General features: G+C 45.3%; 28 protein-coding genes. 26 read left to right on the top strand and 2 right to left on the bottom strand.

Annotation, left to right across the window (positions count from 1 at the left end; translation table 11 throughout):
- Nucleotides 1-13: 13 nt before the first annotated feature.
- The 23 genes from spoIIIAG to ACH59B_RS15100 all read left to right on the top strand — a co-directional run bounded on the left by spoIIIAG (nucleotide 14) and on the right by ACH59B_RS15100 (nucleotide 21689).
- Nucleotides 14-655: a stage III sporulation protein AG gene (spoIIIAG, locus tag ACH59B_RS15210; RefSeq protein WP_016822293.1), complete on the top strand. Its 642-nt coding sequence runs from the start codon at nucleotides 14-16 to the stop codon at nucleotides 653-655.
- 62 nt (nucleotides 656-717) lie between these two features.
- Nucleotides 718-1542 (top strand): SpoIIIAH-like family protein, encoded by an 825-nt coding sequence (locus ACH59B_RS15205; RefSeq protein ID WP_045244447.1) that lies wholly within the window; start codon nucleotides 718-720, stop codon nucleotides 1540-1542.
- A 138-nt stretch (nucleotides 1543-1680) separates the two neighbouring features.
- Nucleotides 1681-2172, top strand: coding sequence for an acetyl-CoA carboxylase biotin carboxyl carrier protein (accB, locus tag ACH59B_RS15200; protein ID WP_016822291.1), 492 nt, complete (start codon nucleotides 1681-1683; stop codon nucleotides 2170-2172).
- A gap of 60 nt (nucleotides 2173-2232) precedes the next feature.
- Complete coding sequence (gene accC / locus ACH59B_RS15195) at nucleotides 2233-3576, top strand: acetyl-CoA carboxylase biotin carboxylase subunit (protein ID WP_013371779.1); 1344 nt, start codon at nucleotides 2233-2235, stop codon at nucleotides 3574-3576.
- A 125-nt stretch (nucleotides 3577-3701) separates the two neighbouring features.
- The gene (locus ACH59B_RS15190) at nucleotides 3702-4115 is read left to right on the top strand and encodes an Asp23/Gls24 family envelope stress response protein (RefSeq protein ID WP_013310820.1); all 414 of its coding nucleotides are present in this window, start codon (nucleotides 3702-3704) and stop codon (nucleotides 4113-4115) included.
- Nucleotides 4116-4188: 73 nt separating this feature from the next.
- Entirely contained in the window at nucleotides 4189-4728 is a 540-nt protein-coding gene (gene amaP, locus ACH59B_RS15185) for an alkaline shock response membrane anchor protein AmaP (RefSeq protein ID WP_013371778.1), read from the top strand.
- Nucleotides 4729-4743: 15 nt separating this feature from the next.
- Nucleotides 4744-4977 (top strand): DUF2273 domain-containing protein, encoded by a 234-nt coding sequence (locus tag ACH59B_RS15180; protein WP_016822290.1) that lies wholly within the window; start codon nucleotides 4744-4746, stop codon nucleotides 4975-4977.
- A 136-nt stretch (nucleotides 4978-5113) separates the two neighbouring features.
- Nucleotides 5114-5563: a transcription antitermination factor NusB gene (gene nusB, locus ACH59B_RS15175; RefSeq protein WP_019687905.1), complete on the top strand. Its 450-nt coding sequence runs from the start codon at nucleotides 5114-5116 to the stop codon at nucleotides 5561-5563.
- A gap of 37 nt (nucleotides 5564-5600) precedes the next feature.
- Nucleotides 5601-6458, top strand: a complete 858-nt coding sequence (gene folD, locus ACH59B_RS15170; RefSeq protein WP_016822287.1) for a bifunctional methylenetetrahydrofolate dehydrogenase/methenyltetrahydrofolate cyclohydrolase FolD — start codon at nucleotides 5601-5603, stop codon at nucleotides 6456-6458.
- 66 nt (nucleotides 6459-6524) lie between these two features.
- Nucleotides 6525-7838, top strand: coding sequence for an exodeoxyribonuclease VII large subunit (gene xseA, locus ACH59B_RS15165; protein WP_044785404.1), 1314 nt, complete (start codon nucleotides 6525-6527; stop codon nucleotides 7836-7838).
- Nucleotides 7828-8088, top strand: coding sequence for an exodeoxyribonuclease VII small subunit (xseB, locus tag ACH59B_RS15160; RefSeq protein WP_013371773.1), 261 nt, complete (start codon nucleotides 7828-7830; stop codon nucleotides 8086-8088). Before xseA ends, xseB begins: the two co-directional genes overlap by 11 nt.
- Complete coding sequence (locus ACH59B_RS15155; RefSeq protein ID WP_017427502.1) at nucleotides 8060-8983, top strand: polyprenyl synthetase family protein; 924 nt, start codon at nucleotides 8060-8062, stop codon at nucleotides 8981-8983. The genes xseB and ACH59B_RS15155 overlap by 29 nt, the downstream gene beginning before the upstream one ends.
- 107 nt (nucleotides 8984-9090) lie before the next feature.
- The gene (gene dxs, locus ACH59B_RS15150; RefSeq protein WP_038978033.1) at nucleotides 9091-10989 is read left to right on the top strand and encodes a 1-deoxy-D-xylulose-5-phosphate synthase; all 1899 of its coding nucleotides are present in this window, start codon (nucleotides 9091-9093) and stop codon (nucleotides 10987-10989) included.
- Between the two features lie 75 nt (nucleotides 10990-11064).
- The gene (locus ACH59B_RS15145; RefSeq protein WP_016822283.1) at nucleotides 11065-11916 is read left to right on the top strand and encodes a TlyA family RNA methyltransferase; all 852 of its coding nucleotides are present in this window, start codon (nucleotides 11065-11067) and stop codon (nucleotides 11914-11916) included.
- 154 nt (nucleotides 11917-12070) lie between these two features.
- A complete protein-coding gene (locus tag ACH59B_RS15140) occupies nucleotides 12071-12547 on the top strand; it encodes a hypothetical protein (protein WP_016822282.1) in 477 nt (158 codons plus the stop codon).
- Between the two features lie 16 nt (nucleotides 12548-12563).
- Complete coding sequence (gene ahrC / locus ACH59B_RS15135; RefSeq protein WP_013371768.1) at nucleotides 12564-13013, top strand: transcriptional regulator AhrC/ArgR; 450 nt, start codon at nucleotides 12564-12566, stop codon at nucleotides 13011-13013.
- Between the two features lie 58 nt (nucleotides 13014-13071).
- Nucleotides 13072-14790: a DNA repair protein RecN gene (gene recN / locus ACH59B_RS15130; RefSeq protein WP_017427503.1), complete on the top strand. Its 1719-nt coding sequence runs from the start codon at nucleotides 13072-13074 to the stop codon at nucleotides 14788-14790.
- A gap of 123 nt (nucleotides 14791-14913) precedes the next feature.
- Nucleotides 14914-16074 carry a SpoIVB peptidase gene (spoIVB, locus tag ACH59B_RS15125; RefSeq protein ID WP_016822280.1) on the top strand — a complete coding sequence of 387 codons (1161 nt, stop codon included), beginning with the start codon at nucleotides 14914-14916 and terminating at the stop codon, nucleotides 16072-16074.
- Nucleotides 16075-16291: 217 nt separating this feature from the next.
- On the top strand, nucleotides 16292-17095 hold the full coding sequence (gene spo0A / locus ACH59B_RS15120) for a sporulation transcription factor Spo0A (RefSeq protein ID WP_013371763.1): 804 nt from the start codon (nucleotides 16292-16294) through the stop codon (nucleotides 17093-17095).
- A gap of 458 nt (nucleotides 17096-17553) precedes the next feature.
- Complete coding sequence (locus ACH59B_RS15115) at nucleotides 17554-18303, top strand: class I SAM-dependent methyltransferase (RefSeq protein ID WP_017427504.1); 750 nt, start codon at nucleotides 17554-17556, stop codon at nucleotides 18301-18303.
- Nucleotides 18304-18549: 246 nt separating this feature from the next.
- Nucleotides 18550-20250: a methyl-accepting chemotaxis protein gene (locus ACH59B_RS15110; protein WP_017427505.1), complete on the top strand. Its 1701-nt coding sequence runs from the start codon at nucleotides 18550-18552 to the stop codon at nucleotides 20248-20250.
- A gap of 169 nt (nucleotides 20251-20419) precedes the next feature.
- Entirely contained in the window at nucleotides 20420-20923 is a 504-nt protein-coding gene (locus ACH59B_RS15105; protein ID WP_026065458.1) for a hypothetical protein, read from the top strand.
- Nucleotides 20924-21281: 358 nt separating this feature from the next.
- A complete protein-coding gene (locus ACH59B_RS15100) occupies nucleotides 21282-21689 on the top strand; it encodes a hypothetical protein (RefSeq protein WP_017427507.1) in 408 nt (135 codons plus the stop codon).
- 113 nt (nucleotides 21690-21802) lie between these two features.
- On the opposite strand, the gene ACH59B_RS15095 is transcribed toward ACH59B_RS15100, so the two are convergent.
- Together ACH59B_RS15095 and ACH59B_RS15090 are read right to left on the bottom strand one after the other, a co-directional pair.
- Entirely contained in the window at nucleotides 21803-22579 is a 777-nt protein-coding gene (locus ACH59B_RS15095; protein ID WP_017427508.1) for a sporulation protein, read from the bottom strand.
- Between the two features lie 164 nt (nucleotides 22580-22743).
- Nucleotides 22744-23340, bottom strand: coding sequence for a thymidine kinase (locus tag ACH59B_RS15090; protein ID WP_026065459.1), 597 nt, complete (start codon nucleotides 23338-23340; stop codon nucleotides 22744-22746).
- A 207-nt stretch (nucleotides 23341-23547) separates the two neighbouring features.
- On the opposite strand from ACH59B_RS15090, the gene ACH59B_RS15085 reads away from it, so the two are divergent.
- The 3 genes from ACH59B_RS15085 to ACH59B_RS15075 all read left to right on the top strand — a co-directional run bounded on the left by ACH59B_RS15085 (nucleotide 23548) and on the right by ACH59B_RS15075 (nucleotide 26493).
- On the top strand, nucleotides 23548-23781 hold the full coding sequence (locus tag ACH59B_RS15085) for a hypothetical protein (RefSeq protein ID WP_017427510.1): 234 nt from the start codon (nucleotides 23548-23550) through the stop codon (nucleotides 23779-23781).
- 121 nt (nucleotides 23782-23902) lie between these two features.
- Entirely contained in the window at nucleotides 23903-25324 is a 1422-nt protein-coding gene (gene lpdA / locus ACH59B_RS15080) for a dihydrolipoyl dehydrogenase (RefSeq protein WP_016822272.1), read from the top strand.
- Nucleotides 25325-25464: 140 nt separating this feature from the next.
- Nucleotides 25465-26493, top strand: a complete 1029-nt coding sequence (locus tag ACH59B_RS15075; protein WP_013371751.1) for a thiamine pyrophosphate-dependent dehydrogenase E1 component subunit alpha — start codon at nucleotides 25465-25467, stop codon at nucleotides 26491-26493.
- Nucleotides 26494-26495: the final 2 nt, after the last annotated feature.

The following is a 26495-nucleotide window of genomic DNA, read 5'->3' as shown; positions in this document are numbered from 1 at the left end:
GAGGTGAACCGAAATGGGCAAATGGAGGAAAAAGCTGGAGCAATGGATGGGTGGAGGGGGGGACGGAGCGAAAAGGTTCAATTCATTTCGTTGGCTACTTATTCTTGGCCTTATCGGTGTAGCGATTATGCTCTTTAATTCATTCGTTAATGTGAAAAAAGTCGACCCGGAAAACGTAGGGAGAGAACCGCCTGGCGTAATGAAAAATGAGCCTGCGTTAGAAACAACGGTAGGTGAGGACAGTTCCTTTGCCGGAATCGAGAAGGCTTTTGAGGACAATATGAAACAGATGCTGGAGCAGATTGTTGGCGTAGGAACCGTCGATGTCATGGTTACGGTAGATTCTACCGAAGAAGTGATCGTTCAACGGAATGTGAAAGACATGCAGGAAGAAAATAACGAGTCGGACGCCAATGGTGGACAAAGGCACACTACTCAATATACACGCGATGGTGAGATTGTCACCTATGAATCATCGGGCGGTCAGCACACCCCGATTGTTACCAAAAAAGTAAAACCACAGGTAAGGGGAGTGCTTGTTGTGGCTATGGGGGCAGAAAACCCTACGGTGAAGCAGCTCATTGTGGATGCTGTGCAGAAGGGACTAAACGTACCTTCATACAAAATATCAGTCGTTCCGCGTAAGCAGGGATAATATGGAATTGGGGAACAAAGAAGTTAATATTGCAAACCACTTATGAATATGGAGGACAGAACATGAATAATAAAAGACAAACCGTTTGGCTGGTGTCCATGCTGAGTTTAATGGTGGTACTGTCTGCATATTATTTGTTTACGGAGGACTCAAGTCCGGCGAATCCGCCAGTAGCGGACAGCGAGCAGGTGAGCAAGGTTAAACAGGATGCTGCACAGGAAGCAACGACAAAGGCAGAAGAACAAATGAACGAACTGAAAGTAAATGAAGTAGTAACCAATGGAGAAGTAACTGACGGAACGGCAGAGACTTCCACAAAGGACACAGCTTCTACAACTGATCCAGCAACAGAACCATCAAAAGGTGATAAAGACACAGCCGCCGCCCCCCCTGCTACTGAATCGACTGCATCCAATCAAAACACAACTACAGCTAAGACAGGCACGACAGCTAAAAGTGATGACAAAGCAGCTTCTAGCGCCAAAACCGACAAGCAGGTACTTGATCAAGTAGCAAACGAACAAGCAGCCCAACCAACAGCGGCAGCTGTGATTGACAACTATTTACTGGAGCGGGATGTGGAAAATCAAAAGAAAAATGACGAGCTGACTACGGCAATGAATGATAGTACACCGCAGAAAGCTGCAGAGGCACAAAAGGAATTGCATGTACTTGAAGATAAACAGGCCAAAATTACCGGTATCGAAGAAGAACTGCAGCAGCAATTCGCCAATGCAGTCGTCCGCGAGGAAGATGCTGATAAATACAAAGTAGTGGTTCTGAGTGAAAAGTTGGATGCTAAGCAAGCGGTAACGATTGTCGATAAAGTCATGAAGGAATTAAACGTAACGCAGGACAAGATCAGTGTCCAGTATGTTACACAATAAGACAAAAAACGCGAAAAAGCCCGGATTTCTGCACAATCCCGGGCTCTTTCTATTTTTAATGATTGTGATATAATACATAAAGCTGTTTCAAAAATGTTATCAGCAACCGGCAAAATGCTGAAGGAGTGATTAATAGAGATGTTTAAATTAAGCGAGATTAAGGAATTGATCAAGCTGGTGGATGAAACGTCTGTGCATGAGCTTGAAATTGAAAATGAAGGAACTCGCCTCATGATCCGTAAACCGGGTAAAAGCGAGATCGTTACGGTACAGGCTCCTGTAACAGCACCTGCTTATACAGTGGCGCCACAAGCTGCAATTCCGAATCCACAAGTACAGTCCGATGTTGGACATGCAACTGCTGGGGAACCGAAGGAATATGCAAGCAATCTACATAAAATCGTATCTCCGATGGTAGGCACTTTCTATAGTTCTTCATCCCCGGATACGGCTCCGTATGTGAGTATCGGCAGTAAAGTAGGCGATAAAACAACGGTATGTATCATTGAAGCGATGAAGTTGATGAACGAGTTGGAAGCTGAAGTGAAGGGCGAAATTGTGGAAATTTTGGCCGAAAACGGACAGTTGGTTGAGTATGGCCAGCCATTGTTCCTTGTGAAACCGGAGTAAAAAGCTTGTTTGACCCCTTTTTGAGGGTTCGGCAAGACTGCTCCCAGGGAGGATAAAGTCATGACATTTCAAAAAGTATTAATCGCGAACCGTGGAGAAATTGCAGTTCGTATCATTCGCGCTTGCCGCGAAATGAATATTTCGACAGTTGCCGTCTATTCGGAAGCTGACAAGGATTCGTTACATGTGCGTCTCGCAGATGAGGCTTACTGTATCGGACCGACGTTGTCTAAGGACAGCTATCTTAATTTTACGAACCTGATGAGTGTTGCTACATTGACTGAATGTGATGCCATTCATCCAGGTTACGGATTTTTGGCGGAAAATGCAGACTTCGCTGAAATTTGCGAATCATGCAATATTACGTTTATTGGACCTTCTCCTGAAGCAATTAACAAAATGGGAGATAAGGCTGTAGCCAAGCAGACCATGAAGGATGCCGGGGTTCCGGTTATTCCAGGTTCAGACGGACTGGTTGAGGATGTACAGGATGCAATCAGTATCGCACGTGATATCGGATATCCGGTCATTATCAAGGCCACAGCAGGTGGTGGTGGTAAAGGTATTCGTATCGCTGAAGATGAGGATAATCTTATCCAGCAAATCACGACTGCTCAGCAGGAAGCGCAGAAGGCCTTTGGTAATGCGGGCGTGTATCTGGAAAAATATCTGACTGGTATGAAACACGTGGAAATACAGATCATAGCGGACAAGCATGGTAATGTTGCCTACTTGGGTGAACGGGACTGCTCTGTTCAGCGTCGTCGTCAGAAGTTGTTGGAGGAAGCACCATGTCCAGTACTTTCGCAGGATGTTCGTGAAGAAATGGGACAGGCAGCTGTTCGTGCAGCTTTGGCCGTTCAATACTCTGGCGCAGGTACGCTTGAATTTTTGCTTGGTCCGGACAATAAATTCTATTTCATGGAAATGAACACACGTATTCAGGTGGAACATCCAGTAACAGAAATGATTACCGGTGTAGACCTGATTAAAGAAATGATTTCGGTCGCTGAAGGGCATCCGCTTTCCTTTACGCAGGAAGAAGTCACGATTAATGGCTGGGCAATCGAATGCCGCATTAACGCTGAGGACCCGGATCGTAATTTTATGCCTGCACCGGGTAAAATCGGATTTTATCTGCCTCCAGGCGGTCCTGGAGTGCGGGTAGACAGCGCTGCTTATCCAGGTTATAGCATTCCTCCTTATTATGACTCTATGATTGCCAAGCTGATTGTATGGGCGCCTACACGGCAGGAGGCGATTGCCAAAATGAAGCGGGCTTTAGCTGAGTTTGCTATTGAGGGCATACCCACAACGATTTCTTTTCACCAGCGCTTGCTAGAGCATCCGACCTTTATTGAAGGCGATTTTGATATTAAATTTTTGGAGGAAAACGAAGTTTAATCGGTATATTTCCTCAGTTTGTCATAATGAACGCCAAATGATATAGTATGGATAATAAGTGAGCATGTCTGCTTTGATATCCAAAGCTGGAATGAAACTTATTTTGACCGAAAGGTGTTGAAGGTATGAGCACAGTGCCAACCGAATTCGAACGTACAGAAATTGGGGAGATTCAAATTGCCCCAGAAGTTATTGAAGTCATTGCCGGACTGGCTACCGTTGAGGTACCGGGCGTTGCGGGAATGAGTGGCGGATTTGCTGGCGGATTTGCCGAACTGCTAGGCCGCAAAAATTTATCTAAAGGTGTAAAAGTGGAAGTCGGACAGCGTGAAGCTGCTGTAGACGTCTCCGTCATTATTGAGTATGGTAACCGTCTGCCTGAGGTGGCTGCTGCTATTCAGCATAATGTTAAGCGTTCCATTGAAAACATGACAGGTCTTAACGTGGTTGAAGTGAACGTGCAAATTCACGATGTTCAATTCAAAAATGCTGAAAAAGTAGAAGAGCCGGAAGTGCTGGGCGCCGGACGGGTTAAATAGAGCGATACTTTGTACAAACCCCCGACCCTTATGGGTCGAGGGTTTACTCTAATTTAAGGAGGCTGTGCGTTTCGTGGCTAAAGTTATGGACAGACTTCTGCTGTTTTTGTACAGCTTAAGTATCGGAATTATCTCCATTCTCGCCATCCTCCTCCTGAGCGGGGCCATTCCGTATGTTTTAAGTATTGAGGATGAGCGAGTGGTGTGGTTTACCAGCTTGATTATTGCAGGAGTTCTGTTGTTATTGAGTCTTCGGGTTTTTTATATCTCTATTCGACGGAACCAAACCGTACAGCATTCTATTGATCAGCGAACCGAATACGGTGATATTCAGATTTCGGTGGATACCATCGAAAACCTGTGCCTCAAAGCGGCTTCCCGATTTCGCGGGATGCAGGATCTGAAAGCACGCGTTCGTGTGTTGGAATCGGGACTTGATATTACGATTCGGGCGATTGTTGACGGGGAAAGCTCCATTCCGGTGTTAACCTCAGAGGTACAAAAGGGGGTACACGACCATGTGGAAGAGATTACAGGAATTCCAGTATCCAATGTGTCGGTGTACATCGCTAATGTTTCTCAGTCACCAAGCTTTAAGAGTCGTGTGGAATAGAGGTGATTTTCCCTGATGCCCTGGAAAGAAATATGGGGAAGTTACAAGGGCCGGATCATGGGGATCACGGCTGGTATTTTTTTCGGTTTTATTTACTTGTGGGCAGGCTTTTGGAATATGTTGTTCTTTGCATTGATGGTGTTCATCGGATATACGCTAGGAAGACGTAGCGATTCAGCGCTTGGTCCATTCTTCCCTTGGAAAGAATGGAGCGAATGGTTGTCGCAGCGTTGGCGTCCTTTTAAATGAACCCTGTGATACGTGTTCTCCAAAATACAGCTGTAGCTTATTTGCGCCCAACGGTTTTGGAGGATGCGTTCACAGGTTTTTTTGTGGAAATTGGTTAAAATGAAAAATAGATATAGGCAAGCGTAGGAGGCAGGGCATGAAAAGACGTCTGGCGAGGGAATTAGCGGTACAGAGTATGTACCATATGGAAATGAATGAAGTGGAAGCGGCGGCAGCTGTGGACATGCTGCTTCAGGAAGCGGCCGAGGAAAACGAAGCCGAAGTCGTAATTAAAAACGCGGCAGTGTTAAGAGCGTATGTTTTGGAGCATGTGCGTGGCACATGGGAGCACAAGGAAGCGATTGACGGGCTGTTGGCGGATTACCTGAAAGGCTGGCAGATCAGCCGACTTTCGCGTGTAGATCGTCAAATTTTGAGGCTTGCGGTATATGAAATGATTTTCCGCGAGGATGTTCCAGCCAAGGTAGCAGTCAATGAAGCAATTGAGTTGTCGAAGCACTTTGGTACCGAGGAATCGGGTAAATTTGTTAATGGTGTGCTGGGACGAGTGATACAAGAGCTGGAGCAATTGAAAGCACGTTTTTAATTAGAGACTACTGAATCAGGTTGGGGAGTGGTTAAACATGTCAGCACCGATCATTGATGGTAAACAAATCTCTCAGGATATTCGGGCAAGCATTCAGCAAGAGGTCATTCGTTTGAAAGAACACAGCTTTCAACCCGGACTGGCTGTTGTACTGGTAGGCGAAGATCCTGCTTCTCAGGTGTATGTTAAAAATAAGGAAAAGGCGTGTCATGATCTCGGCTATTACTCTGAGGTTCATCGATTGGCGGCAGATACTTCGCAAGAAGCATTACTGAAACTGGTGGATAAGCTGAATCATCAAAGTAATATCCATGGGATTTTGGTGCAACTGCCATTACCAAAGCATATTCAGGAAAAAGCTGTCATTGACGCGATTGCAGTGGAGAAAGATGTTGACGGATTTCATCCGGTAAACGTAGGGAATCTGGTCATCGGCGATGATAGCCTATTGCCTTGCACTCCCGCTGGAGTCATTGAGTTAATCAAACGCGCTGGAGTAGAAATAGCTGGTAAACATGCAGTTGTTATTGGTCGCAGTAATATCGTGGGCAAGCCGGTATCATTATTGCTGCAGCGTGAAAATGCTACGGTTACGATGTGTCACTCTCGTACAGCGAATATTGCCGAGCTCAGTAAACAAGCGGATATTTTGGTCGTTGCCATCGGCAAAGCCAATTTCATCGATGCTTCGTATGTAAAGCCGGGTGCAGTAGTTATCGATGTGGGAATGAATCGTCTGGAGAACGGAAAGCTGGCGGGTGACGTTGATTTTGAGAGCGTAAAGCAAGTGTCCGGTCCGATTACGCCTGTTCCCGGCGGAGTAGGCCCAATGACGATTACAATGCTGATGCAAAATACGCTCGTAGCGGCCAAGCGGTCGCACGGTTTGGCATAAAGGCAGCTGCCTGTGGCTGAACAACAACGTATTTATTCTATACAGGACCTGAATCGCTATATCCGGATGAAACTGGAATCCGATCAGGTGCTGTCTGATGTATGGATACGCGGGGAAATTTCTAACTTTACGCATCATTCGAGTGGTCACATGTATTTTACGCTCAAGGATGAGGGGAGCCGCATACGTTCGATTATGTTTGCAACTCATAATAGACGGCTCCCTTTCGTACCGAAAGAAGGTACGCGTGTTATCGCCCGGGGAAACGTATCCGTGTATGAACGGGATGGTCAATATCAATTTTATGCGACTCAAATGCAGCCTGACGGTATAGGCAGCCTTTATCTGGCATATGAACAACTCAAACAAAAGCTTGATGCAGAAGGGCTGTTTGATACCACTCGCAAACGGAATCTCCCTGCTCACCCTGCAACCATTGGCGTAATTACGTCACCGACCGGAGCGGCTGTGCGTGATATTATCACTACACTTCAACGGCGATACCCGCAGGCTGGAATCGTGTTGTATCCAGTTCTTGTGCAAGGAAAAGGTGCTGCCCCCTCGATCGTTAAGGCAATTGAAGCCATGAATCGTATGCAGGAGGTTCAGGTGATGATCGTCGGACGGGGTGGTGGCTCCTTAGAAGAACTGTGGGCGTTTAATGAGGAAGCGGTTGCGCGTGCCATTTACGCATCGGTCATTCCTGTGATTTCGGCCGTTGGACACGAAACGGATTTTACCATTGCCGATTTTGTGGCTGACTTACGCGCAGCGACGCCGACCGCAGCAGCTGAGCTGGCTGTGCCTCATCAGGGAGAGCTTCGGGATCAGCTGCTTCAGCGGGAGCAGCGGTTGCGTAATGCCCTTAGGCAGCGGTTGGAAGCCAGTCGTGAACGCTTGATTAGGCTTCGGCGTTCGCCAGTGCTGCTGCATCCGCGCCGCTACATGCTCCAGCATGCAGAGCGGATGGACATGCTGCATCAGCGTCTGATCCGCGCAGCGGCTAACCGTTCACGCTTAAACGCAGAGAAAAACGCGCGTATGCGTCAGGTACTAGAGCGGTTTAATCCGCGTGAACAAATTCGTTCGGCGCGCAAGCAGACGGATATGGCACAACGTCAGCTGGAGTCTGCGATGCGTGCGATTACAAAAACGGGGCGGCAGCAGCTGCATACCGGAATTCGTCAGCTGGACGCGCTGAGTCCGCTCAAAGTCATGGCCCGAGGCTACAGCTTGGTATACGATGAACAGGAGAAACGGCTAATCAAGTCGCTCAAAGATGTACAACCGGGAGATTCTATCAAGATAAAAGTGAGTGACGGACAGTTAGACTGTCAAGTATGGGGAATGAAGGAGGACGCGAAGCACGGTGGCGAATGAAGCGGAATTGAATTTTGAAGCGGCCATGGCCGCTCTTGAAGAAATTGTCGGACAACTGGAGCATGGAGACGTTCCTCTGGAGCAAGCCATTGATTTGTTCCAGCGGGGGATGAAGCTGTCTCAGCTTTGCAGTCAGAAGCTGGAACAGGTCGAACGTAAAATTGAAATGATCGTGGAAGAGGATGGAGATTTGCGCAAGAAGCCTTTCGGCGGTGGATTGGATGAAAACGGCGGTGAAGGGCTTGAATAGACTGTCGTTCAAGGAATATTTGACTGTGACGGCGGATGCAGTTTCGTCTGCATTGACCGAGCAGTTTCCGGCGCATTGGGACATTCCAGATGTTCTTCGAGAATCTATGAACTATTCACTGACCGCAGGCGGTAAACGGCTGCGGCCTCTGCTTGTGATCGCCGCTGCGGAAGCATTTGGTGGAAGCAGGGAAACGGCGTTGCCAGTAGCATGTGCGGTAGAAATGGTACATACGTATTCCCTCATTCACGATGACTTGCCGGCGATGGATGATGATGATTATCGGCGAGGAAAGCTGACGAATCATAAGGTATACGGCGAGGCGGTTGCTGTTCTTGCGGGCGATGCTTTGCTGACCCATGCATTTTATAGCATCGTGCAGGCGGGTCGTCGTCACGGGGTTTCTTCCGACGCGCTATTGTCCATAGTTGAGGATTTATCCGAAATGAGCGGTGCCAGAGGCATGGTAGGTGGACAGGTCGCAGATATGTCGGGCGAGCAGGGAATGACGGGGATCGAGGAACTAGAATATATCCACCTTCACAAAACGGCTGATTTGATCATTTTCTCACTCTTGGCAGGTGGACGGATTGGTGGGGCAGACAAGAGTCAACTAGAGGCACTTCGCCGCTTTGGACGAGATCTGGGCTTGGCCTTTCAAATTCAGGACGATATATTGGATCTCATAGGCGATGAAAGCAAAATGGGGAAAAAAACGCAGAGTGATGTTGAACAGGAGAAGGTTACCTATCCGTATTTCATTGGTATGGACGCATCTCTACGACAAGTGGAGGAACTCACAGCATCTGCCAAAAAAGTGATTGCAGAAGGTGGTATTCCCGATTATTCACGCTTGCTGGAGATAGCGGATTACCTGATGAAGCGTGATCATTAGTAGCGTTAGAACTGGTTTGACTTGTCTGCGTTTAAGCACAGTCCAAAAGTGTGATATAATACTTGTTAACTTTACACACAAACTTGAAGGAAAGCGGGGAGATATGCGTGCTGCTTCCACACATAAAGCAACCAGGCGATCTGAAATCACTGTCGGTTGAGGAGTTGGCTTCTCTAGCCGAGGAAATCAGGAGCTTTTTGATTGAGAAGCTGTCCGTGACTGGGGGGCATCTGGCATCGAATCTGGGAGTGGTTGAGCTCACGATCGCCCTGCATTATTGCTATAACAGTCCAAAGGACAAGATGATTTATGACGTTGGGCACCAAGCCTACGTGCACAAAATATTGACAGGGCGAATGGATCGTTTTGATACACTTCGTCAGCGTGATGGACTTTGTGGTTTTGTAAAAAGAAGCGAGAGCGAGCATGATGTTTGGGAAGCTGGACATAGCAGCACTTCCCTTTCGGCTGCAATGGGGATGGCCTTGGCACGTGATTTGAAGGGCGAGGACAATAAAGTTATTGCAATGATCGGAGACGGCGCGTTGACTGGGGGCATGGCCTTCGAAGCATTAAACCATATTGGTCATGAACGTAAAAATTTAATGGTCATTCTGAATGATAATGAAATGTCCATCGCCCCGAATGTAGGAGCCATGCATAATTATTTGAGCAAAATTCGCTCGGACCGTCACTATTTGCGGGCAAAGGATGAGCTGGAAGTTTTGCTAAAAAAAATACCCGCTATAGGCGGTAAACTTGCCAAATCGGCTGGCCGCGTCAAGGACAGTCTTAAATATATGATGGTTCCAGGTGTGCTGTTTGAAGAGCTGGGATTTACGTATCTTGGTCCGGTGGACGGACATGATTTGTCCAAGCTAATTGAGACTTTTCAGCAGGCTGATAACGTGACCGGCCCTGTATTAGTGCATGTCGTAACCACCAAGGGTAAAGGCTATAAGCCTGCGGAGGCCGATTCACACAAGTGGCACGGCATCAGTCCATACAAAATTGAATCAGGTCAGGTACTCAAAGCTGTAGGCAATCCGATGTATACGGAAATTTTCGGTAGAACGCTGATTGAGCTGGCTGAACAGGATGAGCGCATCATTGCGGTCACCCCTGCAATGCCTGGTGGATCAGGACTAGTACCTTTTAGTAAAGAGTTTCCTACACGTATGATCGACGTCGGCATTGCTGAGCAGCATGCTGCAACCATGTGTGCAGCGTTAGCAATGGAAGGGATGAAGCCGATATTTGCGGTGTATTCCACTTTTATGCAGCGTGCATATGACCAAATTGTGCACGATATTTGTCGTCATAATGCCAACGTGATGTTCGCGATTGATCGTGCTGGTTTTGTTGGTGCTGACGGTGAAACTCATCATGGCGTGTTTGATGTAGCATTTTTGCGTCATATCCCGAATCTTGTGCTTATGATGCCAAAGGATGAAAATGAGCTCCGCCATATGATGAAAACAGCACTTGACTACGAAGACGGTCCAATTGCTTATCGTTACCCACGTGTTAATGTGGTTGGCGTGCCGTTGGATAAAGAATTGCGGGTTATTCCTATCGGCAGTTGGGAGCTTCTGCGTAAAGGTGAGGGCTTCGCTGTAATCGCTTCAGGACCGATGCTCCAAGTGGCGACAGAGGCTGCGGAGGCGATGAAACGTGAGGGTATGCAAGTGGGCGTTGTAAATGCTCGCTTCCTCAAGCCTTTGGATGAGGAGATGTTGCGTGAGCTGGCCCGCCAGCATACGAAGCTGATCGTATTGGAAGAAGCTTCTGAAGCAGGAAGTTTGGGTAGTGCTGTACTGGAATTTTACGCCAAAGAAGAAATACAAGATGCACAGGTGCGGTTAATGGGGATTCCCGATCTGTTTGTGGAGCACGGCTCCATCAAAGAGCAACGCGCTGAAGTGGGACTTACCGTTGAAGCTGTGTGCTTAAAGCTGCGTAAGTGGTCCGCTGAGCCAGCATATGGCATGGGGCAATCTGTATAGGATAACTTAAAGTAAACAACATGATTTTATAAAAAGTATGACAAGAGCAGCCTGGCTGCCTAAAGGGAGATTAACATGTCTGTTCCGAAGGAACGCATTGATGTATTGCTTGTAGAACAAGGTTTTTTTGAAAGCCGCGAAAAAGCTAAAGCCGCGATCATGGCAGGTTTAGTGTTGGCGGACAGTGAACGGATCGAGAAAGCGGGAATGAAGGTACCACGTTCCAGTGAGCTTAAAGTTAAAGGTTCGGTGCATCCGTATGTAAGCCGTGGAGGGTTGAAGCTCGAAAAGGCCATCCGTCAATTCGAGCTGGATATGAAGGGCAGGACGATGCTAGATATCGGTTCATCAACCGGAGGTTTTACGGATTGTGCGCTTCAACATGGAGCTCAGTACGTGTATGCCATTGACGTGGGGTATAATCAGCTGGATTGGTCACTTCGTAATGATGAGCGTGTATGCGTTATGGAGAAAACGAATTTCAGATATATGACACCTGCGGATTTGAGTGGTCCTGTGCCTAATTTCGCAAGTATTGATGTTTCTTTTATTTCGTTACGAATTATTTTGCCGCCATTGCTTGCATTGCTGCATCAACCTGCTGATATTGTAGCTCTAATCAAGCCTCAATTCGAAGCTGGTCGCGAAAAGGTTGGGAAATCTGGCGTGGTTCGAGAACCTGCTACGCATAAAGAAGTGTTGCAGACCATCTTGATGTTTGCACATGAGCTTGGACTTACGTTGCAAGGCTTGGCCTTTTCCCCGATTACAGGCGGCGAAGGAAATATTGAATTTTTAGCGCATTGGCGTTTGGATGGGCTCCCGGCCGCAGAATCGCAGCTGGAGAAGATGGATTACAGTCCACTGATTGAACGAACTGTTCAGGAAGCAGGTCAGACTTTTAATAATGGCCCATCGCGTAAGTGACATTCAGGGGTTCTCCATGAGTTCTGTGAACTTAAGAGAACCTCTTTTTGGTGTGAGGGATTGCTTGTAGAACTCACGTTCGCCTATAATGGATGTACAGATGAAAAGGAATTTTGCGTCATGTCCTAGAATATGTCCATGAGGTGATCGGTTCATGGACACGCGATACGATACGGTTATCATCACTGTGATCGGGGTGATATTAGGGATATGGGCTTTTTATAGCCTGCGTGCCTGGTTAAAGGAGCCGGGACCGCTTGTGCTAAAAACGATACCGATTAATGAGGATTTGAACGAAGGACCTGCTGTGGACCAACTGGAGGAAGCAGGATATGAGGTGGTGGGCGGGAAAATGAAAATACCGCTTGCTTTTAAAGTGAATGGACATACCGTGTATAGCCGTTTGTTTATTGACTACGTAGCTGTACGTAACGGTTCGACATATATGGTCAAAACGTCACGCCGCAAGAAACCTATGGAGTGGAACGGTCCTGATTTACGGGACAGGCTTATGCCTTATTTGCTGCTCTATCCGGGTTGTGCGGGGGTATTGTACGTTGATACGGACGAGAAAAGTATTCGCCTTATTACATTAGTGGAAGACCTCGAAGAAGAGGAATATGAAGGTTAATCCATAGGAGGATTATATGAAGGGTCAACGACATATTAAAATCAGGGAAATTATTTCACAACATGAGATTGAAACGCAGGATGATCTAGTTGAAGCATTGCGTGAGGCTGGTTTTCAGGTCACCCAGGCCACTGTATCCCGGGATATCAAAGAACTGCTGCTCATAAAGGTCCCAATGGACGACGGCAGATATAAATATTCGATGCCTTCAGATCAGCGTTACAATCCGACGCAGAAACTGAAACGTACATTGGTTGACAACTTTTTGCATATTGACTACACAACCAATCTGATTGTGATGAAGTGCCTGCCAGGAACAGCTAACTCGATTGCTGCTTTATTAGATAATATTGAATGGTCTGAAGTCATGGGTACGATTAGCGGGGATGACACCATTTTGATTATTTGCCGATCGGAAGAAAACAGTGAAACTATCGTGAATCGTCTTATGGGCTACATTTCCTAATTATAAAGGCTACGCATATTAGGCGTTTTAATTTGTACATCATAGAGGTGAAAGAACGATGCTGGTCACTTTGTCTATACGGAATTTGGCAGTCGTAGAGGCTGTCGATGTTCATTTTTATAAAGGATTTCATGTATTGAGCGGGGAAACTGGTGCTGGTAAATCCATTATTATTGACGCACTTGGGCTGATTGCGGGCGGCAGGGGCTCTGCTGATCTTGTGCGTTACGGTTGTGATAAAGCAGAAATGGAGGCCTTGTTTGAACTGCCGGTCAAACATCCCGTTTGGAGTACGTTGGAGGAACAAGGGATTAAGGCTAACCCAGAAGAGCATTTACTGATTCGTCGAGAACTTACGGTTCAAGGGAAAAGTTCATCTCGAATTAACGGTCAGATGGTTAATTTAACGATGTTGCGTGAGGTAGGTGAGCAACTCGTTAATATTCATGGGCAGCATGAGCATCAAAGCTTGCTGCGTGCAGATCGACATCTGGCGCTGCTGGATACGTTCGGTGATTCAGTCATCGGTCCAGTCAAAGCGCTTTACAGGGAGCGCTACAATGCTTTTGTCAAAGCGGAAAAAGAAGTAAGGGAATTGCAAAGCTCCAGTCAAAAGGCTTATCAGCTATTGGACATGTATCGTTTCCAATTGGAAGAGATCGCTGCGGCAGAATTAAAATTGGGTGAAGATGAATTATTGGCAGAGGAACGGGTCAAGCTATCCCATAGTGAGAAAATGATGGATGGAATATCAGGAGCATATGAGCTGTTAAGTGGCAGAGGCGGGCTGGATACGGTCAATAACGTGTTGTCCAGATTAAATGATGTTCAGAGCTATGATAGTAAAAGTCTTCAGCCCATTGCGGAGCAGATTCAGTCTGCTTTCTATCAGTTGGAGGATGCAGCGTTTCAATTACGTTCTTATCGTGAGGATATTGAATTTAATCCGGGCAAGCTGCATGAGGTGGAGCAACGTTTGAATCAAATTACCGGACTACAGCGAAAATATGGTGATAGTATAGAACAGATTTTGGAATACTATAGCCGTATTGAGCAGGAAACCGATCTGTTGGAAAATAAAGATGAGCGGCTGGAGCAGCTCATTGCAAAGCGGGATGAGTTGCTTTCGGATTTGCTGGAGATTGCTGAAGAGCTTACAGAAGCGCGTGAAATTTGTGCCGAAGAGCTTGCAGAGCAAGTAGAGCAGGAATTAAAAGATCTTCAAATGGAAAGAACGTCACTCAAGGTACGCATTGATCCAATTGAAGATCCACGGGGATATGAATATAAGGGTCTAAAGGTACGACCTACCAAGCAAGGGATAGATAATGCGGAATTTCTGATTTCGCCCAATCCAGGTGAGCCACTTCGCCCACTCGGTAAAATCGCTTCTGGTGGTGAGTTATCACGTATTATGTTGGCAATGAAAAGTATTTTTGCGCGTCATGATCAAATACCGGTGCTCATTTTTGACGAGGTGGATACCGGGGTAAGTGGTCGTGCAGCTCAGTCTATAGCCGAGAAGCTGTATCGTTTGTCTTCCGTTTGTCAGGTGTTTTCCATTACTCATTTGCCGCAGGTGGCGTGTATGGCAGATCATCAGTACCTGATTGAAAAAAATGTGCATGACGGACGAACCATGACTCAAATTGAGGGACTAACGGAGGAAGGTCGGGTCAAGGAATTGGCACGGATGCTGGGCGGCGTAGAAATTACCGAAAAAACATTGCATCACGCACAGGAAATGCTGAATTTGGCGGAAGGAAAGAAAGCCTGAAAAGAGCGGCTGGCGTAATGATTAACAGTTATAAAAGCCTGGGGGCAAGGTTACCTTATAGGTACGCAATTGGCGACCACCTTTACTCGTCAAGCGAAAGAAGCAAAGGGAGCGTGACAGCCATTGAATTTTTTCTCCAGGATCAAATTGCTCGGTCTTTTGCTTGTTTTTCTTATGTGTTCTCTCGGTAACGCTCAGCATGTGCAAGCAGCGCTGCCTCTACAAGCTTCTTTGGATTTGTTCGGCTCTAAAAGCATGAAAACAACCCAGGAAAGCGTGGTTCCCGATTTGAAAGTATACCCAGGGGGCCAGACGATCGGGGTCAAAGTAAAATCTTCAGGAGTGCTTGTCGTTGGTCACCATATCATTCAGGAAAGCAATGATCGTAAGGTGTCACCTGGTGAGACAGCTGGTATTCGTCTAGGGGACCGTATTACACACATGAACGGCAAACCCCTCAATAGTCTCGCCAGGGTAGCGGAAGCCGTGGACGAGGCAGGTAAAAACAAAAAGCCGCTTGACATCACGCTTTGTCGAGGCGAACAGACGATCTCCACTAAGTTAACCCCAGCATATGATCAAGAGGATAAAGCGTGGCGGCTCGGGTTATATATTAGAGACTCGGCTGCAGGCGTAGGTACATTAACGTTTTATGCACCGGATCAGGGGGTTTACGGGGCCTTGGGTCATGTAATTACTGATATGAATACTCAAACTCCCATTGTCGTGGGCAGCGGAGAGATTGTGCAATCCAATGTGACGTCAATTGCGAAAAGCCAGAGTGGGGAACCCGGAGAGAAACGTGCTCATTTTCTCAAGGATCATCGGATCTTAGGAAATATTGAACGAAATACGAGCTTTGGAATATTTGGGAAAATGTCAGATGAGCCGCAAAATGGATTGTATTCGACGCCCATTCCGGTGGGACTTGCGAATGAAGTAAAAGAAGGACCAGCAGAAATTTTGACTGTACTGGAAGGTCAACAAATTCAGCGTTTTCAGGCAGAAATTGTACACATTTCTCAGCAGGATAAACCAGCAACCAAAGGGCTTGTGATTCGGGTTGTAGATCCAAAGCTATTAGATAAGACCGGCGGAATCGTGCAAGGAATGAGTGGTAGTCCGATTATCCAAAATGGTAAGCTGATCGGAGCTGTAACGCATGTATTTGTTAATGATCCTAAATCAGGTTACGGATGTTTTATCGAATGGATGTTGCGTGACGCAGGAATCATGCATAATAAATTGAGCTTGAAGTCATCCTCTAATCTTAAGGCGAGCTAGTGGCCTTAAGATTTTTTTTGTCGAAAAGGAGAGGAATAACTCAGATTTGCAAGATAAAAATTCAATTATAATTGAATTTATAAAAAAAATAAATAAAAATAATTTTCGACAGAAGGAATTCATAATTCGATGTCGAAATCATATACTCCGACAAGAAATATTTATTTAATGCAAACAGATGTCCCAATGGAATAACACTCACTAAGGAGGAAGTACATTGCAAAAAATTGAGGTATTGTTGGCTGACGACAACCGGGAATTTACGAATTTGCTTGCTGAATATATTTCCGATCAGGAGGATATGGAAGTTACAGGAATCGCCTTCAATGGTGAAGAAGTACTCCAACGCATCGCAGAATCCCGCAACATACCTGATGTACTTATTTTAGATATTATTATGCCTCATCTGGATGGTCTCGGTGTATTGGAGCGTTTGAGAGAAATGAACCTGACTCCACAACCGAAAATCATTATGCTGACTGCATTCGGTCAAGAAAATATTACACAAAGGGCCGTTCAACTCGGGGCATCTTATTATATTTTGAAGCCGTTTGATATGGAAGTGCTTGCTAACCGTATACGCCAATTGGTAGGACCGCAATTAGTCAGCAACAGCCCGGTAACCGTTTCATCTATGCGGTCCAACGTTGTGCCTATGGGTAAGACGAAAAACCTGGATGCCAGCATCACGGCTATCATCCATGAGATTGGTGTACCAGCTCACATCAAGGGCTATCAATATCTACGCGAAGCCATTACGATGGTGTACAATAATATCGAAATTTTGGGAGCCATCACCAAAACCCTATATCCGGCAATTGCCGAAAAGTTCAAAACGACGGCATCCCGCGTAGAACGCGCCATTCGTCATGCTATTGAGGTAGCATGGACCCGTGGAAATATCGACAGCATCTCTCACCTGTTCGGCTACACTATTAATATCAGCAAGTCCAAACCAACGAACTCAGAATTTATAGCGATGGTCGCAGACAAATTGCGGATTGAGAATAAGGTGTCCTGAAAGGATCAGGATGATTAATGGATACCGCTTATTTATTGGTTCATCCATGACCGATAAATAAGCGGTATTTTTTACGAACAATTTTAAATTTTAACCTAACAATCTTTTGCCTCTACATGTGCTGCTGTCTGCTACCCTTAAACTAAGTCTCTAACACTAAGGAGGGCTTTAATTCTAGTGGATATACGCTACTCCATATAGGAGAAGGGGGCAAAGAAGTTTAGCGACGAATCATTCTTGATTGGTATGCCTGATTAGAAATATAATTAAAGCAAACTTTCAAATGAGGTGAATCGGATGTCTTTCCATATTGTTCGAAGTATTTAGTTTCCGGGCTGGAAAAAAACGCGTGCCAGCTGTTAAGGGGGAAGTCTACCCTGTTGACTACAAAACTAAAATTTTGAATAAATTCGGTTTGCCATTCTGTAGTTTATTATCTTATTTGAAGGTGGATAAAAATGAAATCAATTGAATATAAAGAGTTTTATGATAAGGTTGGAAAAACCAACGGATGGGATTTCAGTAATGTGAAATATATCTCTGAAGGAGTAAAATGGGACTTCTACAATGAAGTATCAAAGACGTGTGAGAAGTCGGACATATTGCTTGATATCGGCACGGGTGGTGGGGAAGCTATTTTAGCAATGGCGAATTCTGCATTACTTTTAGTCGGGATTGACCAATCTACTGGAATGATTGAAACGGCAACAAAGAACTCTATCAAATCTGATATAGCGAATGTTCGTTTTCTACAGATGGATGCTGAAAATCTGAATTTTCCCAGGGAATTCTTTAATGTAGTCTCTTCTCGACATTCGTGCTTCTGTGCAAAAGAAATAGTTAAGGTGTTAGTTAAGGGTGGTATATTTTTAACACAGCAAGTAAGCGAAAATGACAAATTAAACATTAAAGAAGCGTTTGGAAGAGGGCAGGCATTGGGTAATAAGAAAGATTCGTTGAAAACTCAATGTATTACAGAACTAAATGAAGCGGGCTTTAACGACATTCAGTCATTCGAATTTAATGCAACCGAATATTATCAGACTCCTGCAGACTTAGTTTTCCTTTTAAAACACACTCCCATTATTCCTGACTTTGGACAAAAACAAATGGATTTTGAAATACTCCAACAATTCATTCTGGACAACCAAACTCCAAAAGGAATTAGGACAAATGCAGAACGATTTATGATTATAGCTAGGAAGTAAAACATAAAGGGATACCCGCTTTGGGATATCTCTTTTTTGCTTGCAATGCTTTAACGGATGAATTGGATGGACGAAAAATAATACTCTCACGCGGTTTATAAAATAAGCGTCAATCATTATATAACGATCACGAAGAGAAATTTTCCTTTTGTAAACAGTTCTGAAATTCTCTTTAATTTTGATATAAACAATGTGTCGATTCTTGTCGATATAATATCTATTATAAAGAGAACAAGGAGCGAATATATGAAATTTAACATTCGAACAAAATTGTTATTGGGTTTCCTTGCGGTAATAATCCTGTTGGTTGTGATTAGTACAGTATCGATCTCGCGAATGAAAAAGTTAGGCGATACTTCAATGGAAATTGATAGCCATTGGATGCCAAGTGTGACCATCCTCGGAACACTAAATGGTGATATATCTGATGTAGAGCGGCTCTCATTAAACATTATTGTAGAACGTGACACGGAGGAAATGGAGAAGGTTCAGGCCGAATATGATAAGGTTTTAAAGAAAGTTGAAGAAGGCCGAAAAACATACGAAAAATTAATTGCTACTCCTAAGGAACGTGAAATGTATGAACAATTCTCCAAAACTTATACGGAGTATTTGACTAAGTTACCAGAAATGATTGCAGCAGGGAGAGCTAATGATTACACTCAATCAAGCATCCTTCACCAAGAATCCTATAAGTTATGGTATAGTTCAAACGATATGATCAGTCAGCTCATTAAGTTGAATGCAGATGGATCAAAACTGATTACGAAAGAAGCTGTTGACAACTTTATTTCAGGCAGACAATTAGTTATCGTTTTGAGTATTGCAGCCGTTATCCTAGCATTGATCATGGCGATCATTATAGCCCAAATTATTTCTAAGCCCATTTTGCGCATCAGTCGTGCTGCTGAAAGCATTGCGTCCGGTGATCTTACTGGGGAAGCCATTGTCGTGAAAGGCAAGGATGAGATTAGTATTTTGGCTCATTCTTTTAATACGATGGTTGCAAATCTTCGTCAACTGATTCAGTCTGTAAGTAGTACGACCGAGCTGGTAATCACTTCCTCGGAGGAATTGACGGCCAGCGCAGAGCAAAATAGCCAAGCAACTGCGCAAATCACCGAAACAGTGCAAGAAGTTGCTACAGGGACAGGTGACCAGGTGGATATGGTGACCAAATCGTCCCAGGCTATTGAGGAAATGTCCATCGGTGTAGAACAAATTGCAATCCGTGCGCAAAATGTTTTTGCATCAGCTCAGGATGCGGCTCACAAATCAGCTGAAGGTAATCAGATGATCCAGCAGGCTGTTGTCCAAATGAATAGTGTGAATGACTCTATGAATAGCTTGGCTGATCTTATGGCTGGATTGGGAGAGCGTTCAGATGAAATCGGGAAGATTATTGATGTCATCACCAATATTTCCAGTCAGACCAATCTTCTTGCCCTGAACGCGGCCATTGAAGCAGCCCGCGCAGGAGATCACGGTAGCGGATTTGCTGTAGTTGCAGGTGAAGTGCGTAAGTTGGCTGAACAATCGGCTCATTCTGCTCAACAAATTACGGAGCTGGTGGGATTGATACAAAAGGATACCTCGCATGCTATTGAGGCGGTAGCGTCCAATGGGCGAGATGTCATGACAGGTCGGGAAGTCGTACAAAATGCGGGTGCATCTTTTGAGCTTATTCAGGAAACCGTTAATAAAGTGGCCAGTGAAATTGAAGAGGTCTCTGCTGGATCGGAGCAAATGTCTGCAAGTACCGATGAGATTGTTGGCTTTGTTAGACAAATTTCAGCCATTGCTGAAGAGGCTGCAGCTGGGACGCAACACGTATCTGCTGCGACTCAAGAACAACTGGCATCGATGGAGGAAATTGCTTCCTCTGCAAGAAACCTGTCCAAAATGGCAGAAGACCTACAAGGACAAATTGGTAAATTTAAAGTATAAATCGTATACCGGTTCTATATTTCAGGGGAAAAGCCGCTCTACTGTGAGCGGCTTTTTCTATTCATTTTTTAATAAATATATTTGCGATTAAAAGATGGAGATATGCGGAGCCTGTAATTGGAAAGATATGATACAATGGTGGGAAATTCTTTTGGGTTGGAGTGATATCATGGACAATAAAACTGAACTTAAAGCAAGCGACCTGCGTCAGTTAGCGATAGACAAAATCATAGCTACACCATTTTTGAATGATTTTAAATATCTGAAAAGCAGAAAAGTTTTGAAAAAAGAAAACAAGGAATTTATATTTGAAATTTGTTTCGGCGCGACCCAATATAGTGCATTAAAAGTTTACATTACTGTGGAATCCAAAAGTATAAAAAAGAAGTATAGTACAGGGGCTTGTTTTCACAGTGAGTTGATCGCTCTAACCAAGAAATATACGGGCAACAGGGATTACCTTGTGTCCACAGAAGCAGAAAGAGAACGAGTGATCCAAGAGATTATGGCAGATATCTACATTTTCGCGTTGCCCTTTTTCAAGCGATTTGAACATGTAGAAACACTAGCAGAACAAGTACATAAGTCAGGCTTTTTACCACATCATAAACGTTTTGATAAATTTAATCCGTTGACGAAAAGATTCATTGATTTTTATTATCAAGGGGAGTAATTTAGCCATCTGAGACATTTTTGTGCTCATCATCGGGAAGTACATAAGCATTATGATAAGGAGCACGATGTTCATAGAGTGGATATTATCGTTTTTCAAAAGGATGATGTACAATTTGTAAAAAGGCTCAAACTACTCCTCGGCATAACATGTTTTACCTAACATGATCAATGTCTCGTTAAGAGGCGAGTCGGATGTTTCACTGGAGGGTAGATTTTTACATGGGTAGCAATCGAATGACCAACATAGAGGCTGTATACACGGATATATACAATCATATGTTATAGGCTAAGTCATCGTATTGAACGGGCTAGTGGTATGGATGCAAAAGATTCTAAAGCAAAGAGGGGATGAGAGCATGTGGAATAGTCTGACTTGGGTGATCGTCGGCGTGTTGTTGGTGGTGTTGGGTTGGATTGTTATGGCATGGCGTGGACGTAGCGGCAATCAACAACAATCGGATGAACATCGGGGCAGTAATGTTGTTGAATTTCGCCCTCGTAAGCCCGCCCGACAATCCCGCACTGGCAATGAAATGAAGTCTAAAGTGTCTTCGGGTACACGCGCGAATACAAAAGCGGCAGATATTCAGGCCCAAGCTGGATTTGGACTGTCTGACTCCATTCAGAGCACGAGTAAACAAAAATGCTCCTTTTGTAAAAAAGAAGAAAAATTAACCTTTTATGCCGATGATAATGGTTCGCTGTATGGGGTATGTAAAGAGTGTAAGCATAAGGCGGAAAGACAGGATATGCTGCCACTTTAGTCTATACAGACTATGGAGAACCATCATCAAATAATTCTTATAATTAATAAAAACTCCCAACCGTATGTAAGTAAATTGGTTAGGAGTTTTTTTGTTAGTGTTTTACTACATTGTTAGCGAATTTGCCTGTCAATCAATTCCTCTAGCGCATCAGCTATATGATCTGGTCCATAGGATAGTTCTTCCCGGCTTAAGCTTAACCAGGCATGACGCTCATCCATATCAAAGGCATTTTCCAGCCAACCGGACAAGCCTCTGCCTCTACGATCTACTTCTACAAGCACATGGACACCCTCGGGTTCCAACTGCATAATCAGCTCTAGCTCCTCGATATCCCGTGCATACTCCGAGCCAGGCGTAAACTCAAACTCCTGCACGAATGGAACACCGCGTCCAAGCTTGGGGTGACGTTCACAGGTGGAGGAACGGAATCGAAAGCCTAACAGATGAACCGCCTCAAACACCGTACTCATATAAGGATGTGGCTCGATTTTGAGTGAATCACGATCGGTCGGGTCCAAAGCCATGCCAATGTCCAATGCTGTTTCCAGCCAGACAGGCTGTTTGGCATGAGTAACAGGAGTTTCCAAAGGCAACCTAAAGGAAAAAGGAGTTTCAAGCTCCTGTCCTTGCTTTAGATGAAAGCCATCAGATACCTTGATCCGCGCAATGCAGCAGGTGGTGACGGTTTTTTTATCATCGTGCTCTACGATATATTCAGTCTTGAGTTCAATATCAATTTTGCCGATTTCCTGATCAATTTTACCGCCCTTGATACGTATGATGCCACTAAGTTCTTCTCCAGGCACATATACAGTCTGATCCACCAACGTATCGACTTTGGCTGAACCGATTCCTGCACTTGCTAAGATCTTGTTAAAGAAACTCATCATTCCGTCCCCCCGATAATCTTATAGTTATTATGCACAAAAAAATAAAAACTTGTACAGCTTAACGGATATACGGGGAAATAGTTTGAACCGTTCCAAAAAAATGCAAGAAAAAAGTAATGGAAAACAAGTAGGCGCATGGAGTTTGCTGCCCATGTAGCTTACTAATCGCAGTTCACTTTATGGGGAGGTATAAAACATTTACGACAACGAGGCTCATAAGCCTCAGAGTCACCGATCATCACGATAGGTCCTACAGTGGAAGGTTTTCCATTGACCATACGCTGTGTAAATACTGCTTCCGAACTGCCGCATACAGCGCAGAAGGAAGTCAGCTTTTCGATGTCATCCGCCATAGCGAGCAGACCACCGACATAGCCAAACTCCTTGCCTCGGTAATCCAGATTCAGCCCATCGGCAATGACATGCTTTCCGCAATAAGCTAACTCTTGTATGAGCGACATAATATGTCGACTGAAAAACTGGACTTCGTCAAAGGCAACCACATCGGCATCTTTCGTTTCTTGCAAAATATGCTGAACGAGCTCATCCGTAAGTTTTCTTGGAATAGAGATAGCGGGTAGCCGATATCCGATCCGACTTACAATTTCGTCCTCGGCATAACGGTTATCTTCAGCTGGTTTGTAAGCGACCACCTTGCGATGCCCGTATTGGATTAGTTTCTGACAACGGCGAATTAATTCGCCGGATTTTTCACTGAACATGGGGCCTGTAATTATCGTAATTCGTCCTGTAGGCAAAGCGAATTCCCCTCTCTTAACATGTACATTATGCTGTAAATCTTCATCTCCGAAAGAAAACGCCATTATAGATTACCATAACGAGCCACATACAGACTAGAGAAAATATATTGTTTTTCGACATGTTTTTGTATGTCTATTCTTAAAACGTAAATGTGGTCGTCATTGCTCTGCCGCCGCGGGCATGATATGGTGAAGCGTAGTGGAATGAAGGGAAGAGTGGAAGGCATGGATGAAAAAAACACGGATTATAGTGCCAAAAGAAGAGCATTACTGGAACAAGGACTGATTAGCCCGCAAGCTCTGGAGCTAATCATTGAGCTGGAGACAGAGCTAGATCTTCTGAACAAGCAAAATGAATCGTTCCGCAAGGCGTTACGAGCCAAATCAGCACAAAGTCCAAGAATGTCTACCAAATTACGAGATGCGCTGTATGAATGATATGGAGAGATATCTAGATTAGGTAGATGATTTGCAGCCTATGCCTAAACGCCATATTTTGTACAGTGAAATAAAGAGAGTACAATAAGCTATATATAATCAATGTTAATGGAGGAGAAACATGACTATACATTGTGATGTCGCTATTTTGGGTGGAGGAACCGGAGGGTATGTAGCAGCAATTCGCGCAGCTCAGCTCGGCAAGGAAGTGGTTATCATCGAAAAGGACAAGCTTGGCGGAACCTGTCTGCACCGAGGTTGTATACCAAGCAAGGCTTTGCTGCGCAGTGCGGAAGTATATGCAACGATTAAAGAAAGTGCGCAATATGGTATCGAGACATCGGGAGCACAGCTTGTATTTCCCAAGGTTCAGGAACGTAAGGAAGCCGTTGTGGAGCAGCTACACCAGGGCGTTCAATTTTTGATGCGTAAAAATAAAATTACGGTGCTGAGCGGTAAGGGACGCGTGATTGGACCGTCTATATTTTCTCCTAAAAGCGGAGCAGTGGCTGTGGAGCTAGAAGATGGTGAGATGGAGACGATTGTTCCTGCACATCTCATTATTGCAACAGGATCACGTCCGCGTGTGCTGCCTGGATTAGAGCCAGATGGCGAATTTATTCTGAGCAGTGACGAAGCATTGACTATGGAGAAGCTGCCAGCATCTCTGATTATCGTAGGTGGTGGTGTCATTGGCGTGGAATGGGCTTCCATGCTGAATGATTTTGGCGTGGAGGTTACAGTGGTTGAGGCCGCAAATCGACTTATTCCTACGGAGGACGAGGACGTTTCGCGTGAAATGCAGCGCTTGTTAACCAAGCGTGGTGTCAAGGTGCTGACGGGGGCACAAGTGTTGGCCGAAACCTATGGCAAGGATGAGGAAGGCGTACAGATTGACGTGCAAAAAGGAGAAGAAACCGAAACTCTCAGTGCTTCCAAACTGCTCATTTCTGTAGGTCGTCAGGCGAATGTGGAAAATATTGGGCTGGAAAATACAGATATCCGCGTGGAGCGTGGGTTTATCTCGGTTAATGAGCATTTGCAGACAAATGAGCCACATATCTACGCCATCGGGGATTGCATCGGCGGCTTACAACTGGCCCATGCAGCAAGTCATGAAGGTTTGCAGGCAGTTCATCATTTGGCGGGCGAAGAGTTTCACAGCGTACCCAACTATATGATTCCGCGGTGTATTTACACACGTCCTGAAGCCGCAAGCGTCGGCTTGACGGAGCAAGAAGCCCGTGAACGTGGACACCAGGTGAAAACAGGGAAGTTCCCTTTCCAAGCGATCGGGAAATCGCTAGTATACGGTAGTCGGGACGGCTTCGTTAAAGTGGTGGCGGACCAGACAACTAATGATATTCTCGGTGTACATATGATCGGTACGCATGTAACGGATCTGATCAGCGAGGCCGCTCTTGCGCAATTGCTGGATGCTACGCCGTGGGAAGTCGGACAGCTTATTCATCCGCATCCAACGTTGTCGGAGATTTTGGGAGAAGCGATGCTGGCCGTTGATGGACAAGCGATAGGCATATAAACGTTTCAAATAAATCGGTACTTTTCTTTTTGGGGCGAAAAGGATTATAATGGGGTTAGTCAGAGTTTAGTACCAGGTTTTAAGACAAGATGGTACTAGGTGCTGAAAGTAGGATGTTTGACATTTAAGGAGGTGCCTCAATGAGTTCTAAAGGCGCTGTAGACGCTGGCTTCAGACATGAACAGCTGGGACTTACTCACGGACAAGTAATTGATATGTACAGATATATGTTGCTCGCAAGAAGATTTGACGAGCGCAACATGCTCCTGCAACGGGCAGGAAAAATTAACTTCCACGTTTCCGGTATTGGGCAGGAGGCGGCACAAGTAGGTGCAGCTTTCGCTTTAGATCGGGAAAAGGACTATTTCCTTCCCTATTACCGGGATTACGGATTCGTGCTTGCAGTCGGCATGACACCGCGCGAATTGATGTTGTCGGCATTTGCCAAGGCAGATGACCCTAATAGCGGCGGTCGCCAGATGCCGGGGCATTTTGGTAGTAAACGACTGCGTATTGTGACAGGCTCCAGCCCAGTGACCACACAGGTTCCACATGCAGTCGGTGTAGCGCTGGCCGCCAAGATGCAGAAAAAGGATTTTGTATCGTTTGTTACGTTTGGGGAAGGCTCCAGCAATCAGGGGGATTTTCACGAAGGCTGTAACTTTGCGGGTGTACAGAAGCTGCCAGTCATCATTATGTGCGAGAACAATCAATATGCGATATCGGTTCCGATTCATAAGCAGTTGGCAGGCAAGGTAAGTGACCGAGCATTGGGTTACGGATTCCCTGGTATTCGTGTCGATGGTAATGATGCGCTAGCCGTATATGCCGCGGTGAAGGAAGCACGTGAACGTGCTGTCCGCGGTGAAGGTCCTACGCTAATCGAAGCCATGATGTACCGTCTGTCCCCTCACTCCACTTCGGATAATGATCTGGCTTACCGGACCAAGGAGGAAGTGGATGAGAACTGGGCCAAGGATGGCGTAGCCCGCATGAAGAGTTACTTGATCGAATGCGGCATTTGGGATGAGGCCAAAGATGCAGATCTGTCGGCCGAACTGCTGCTTGAAGTCAAGGAAGCCATTGAATATGCAGATAATGCGCCTTTTCCTAAGCCCGAAGATACGCTACTGCATGTGTATGCTGATAGCGATGGGGAGGGTCGGTAATT

This window comes from Paenibacillus sp. DP01 (assembly GCF_044784315.1).
In the GTDB taxonomy this organism is placed as follows: Bacteria; Bacillota; Bacilli; order Paenibacillales; family Paenibacillaceae; genus Paenibacillus; species Paenibacillus polymyxa.
The sequence above is the reverse complement of the archived record's forward strand: the minus strand, read 5'-3'. Positions and strand labels throughout refer to the sequence as shown.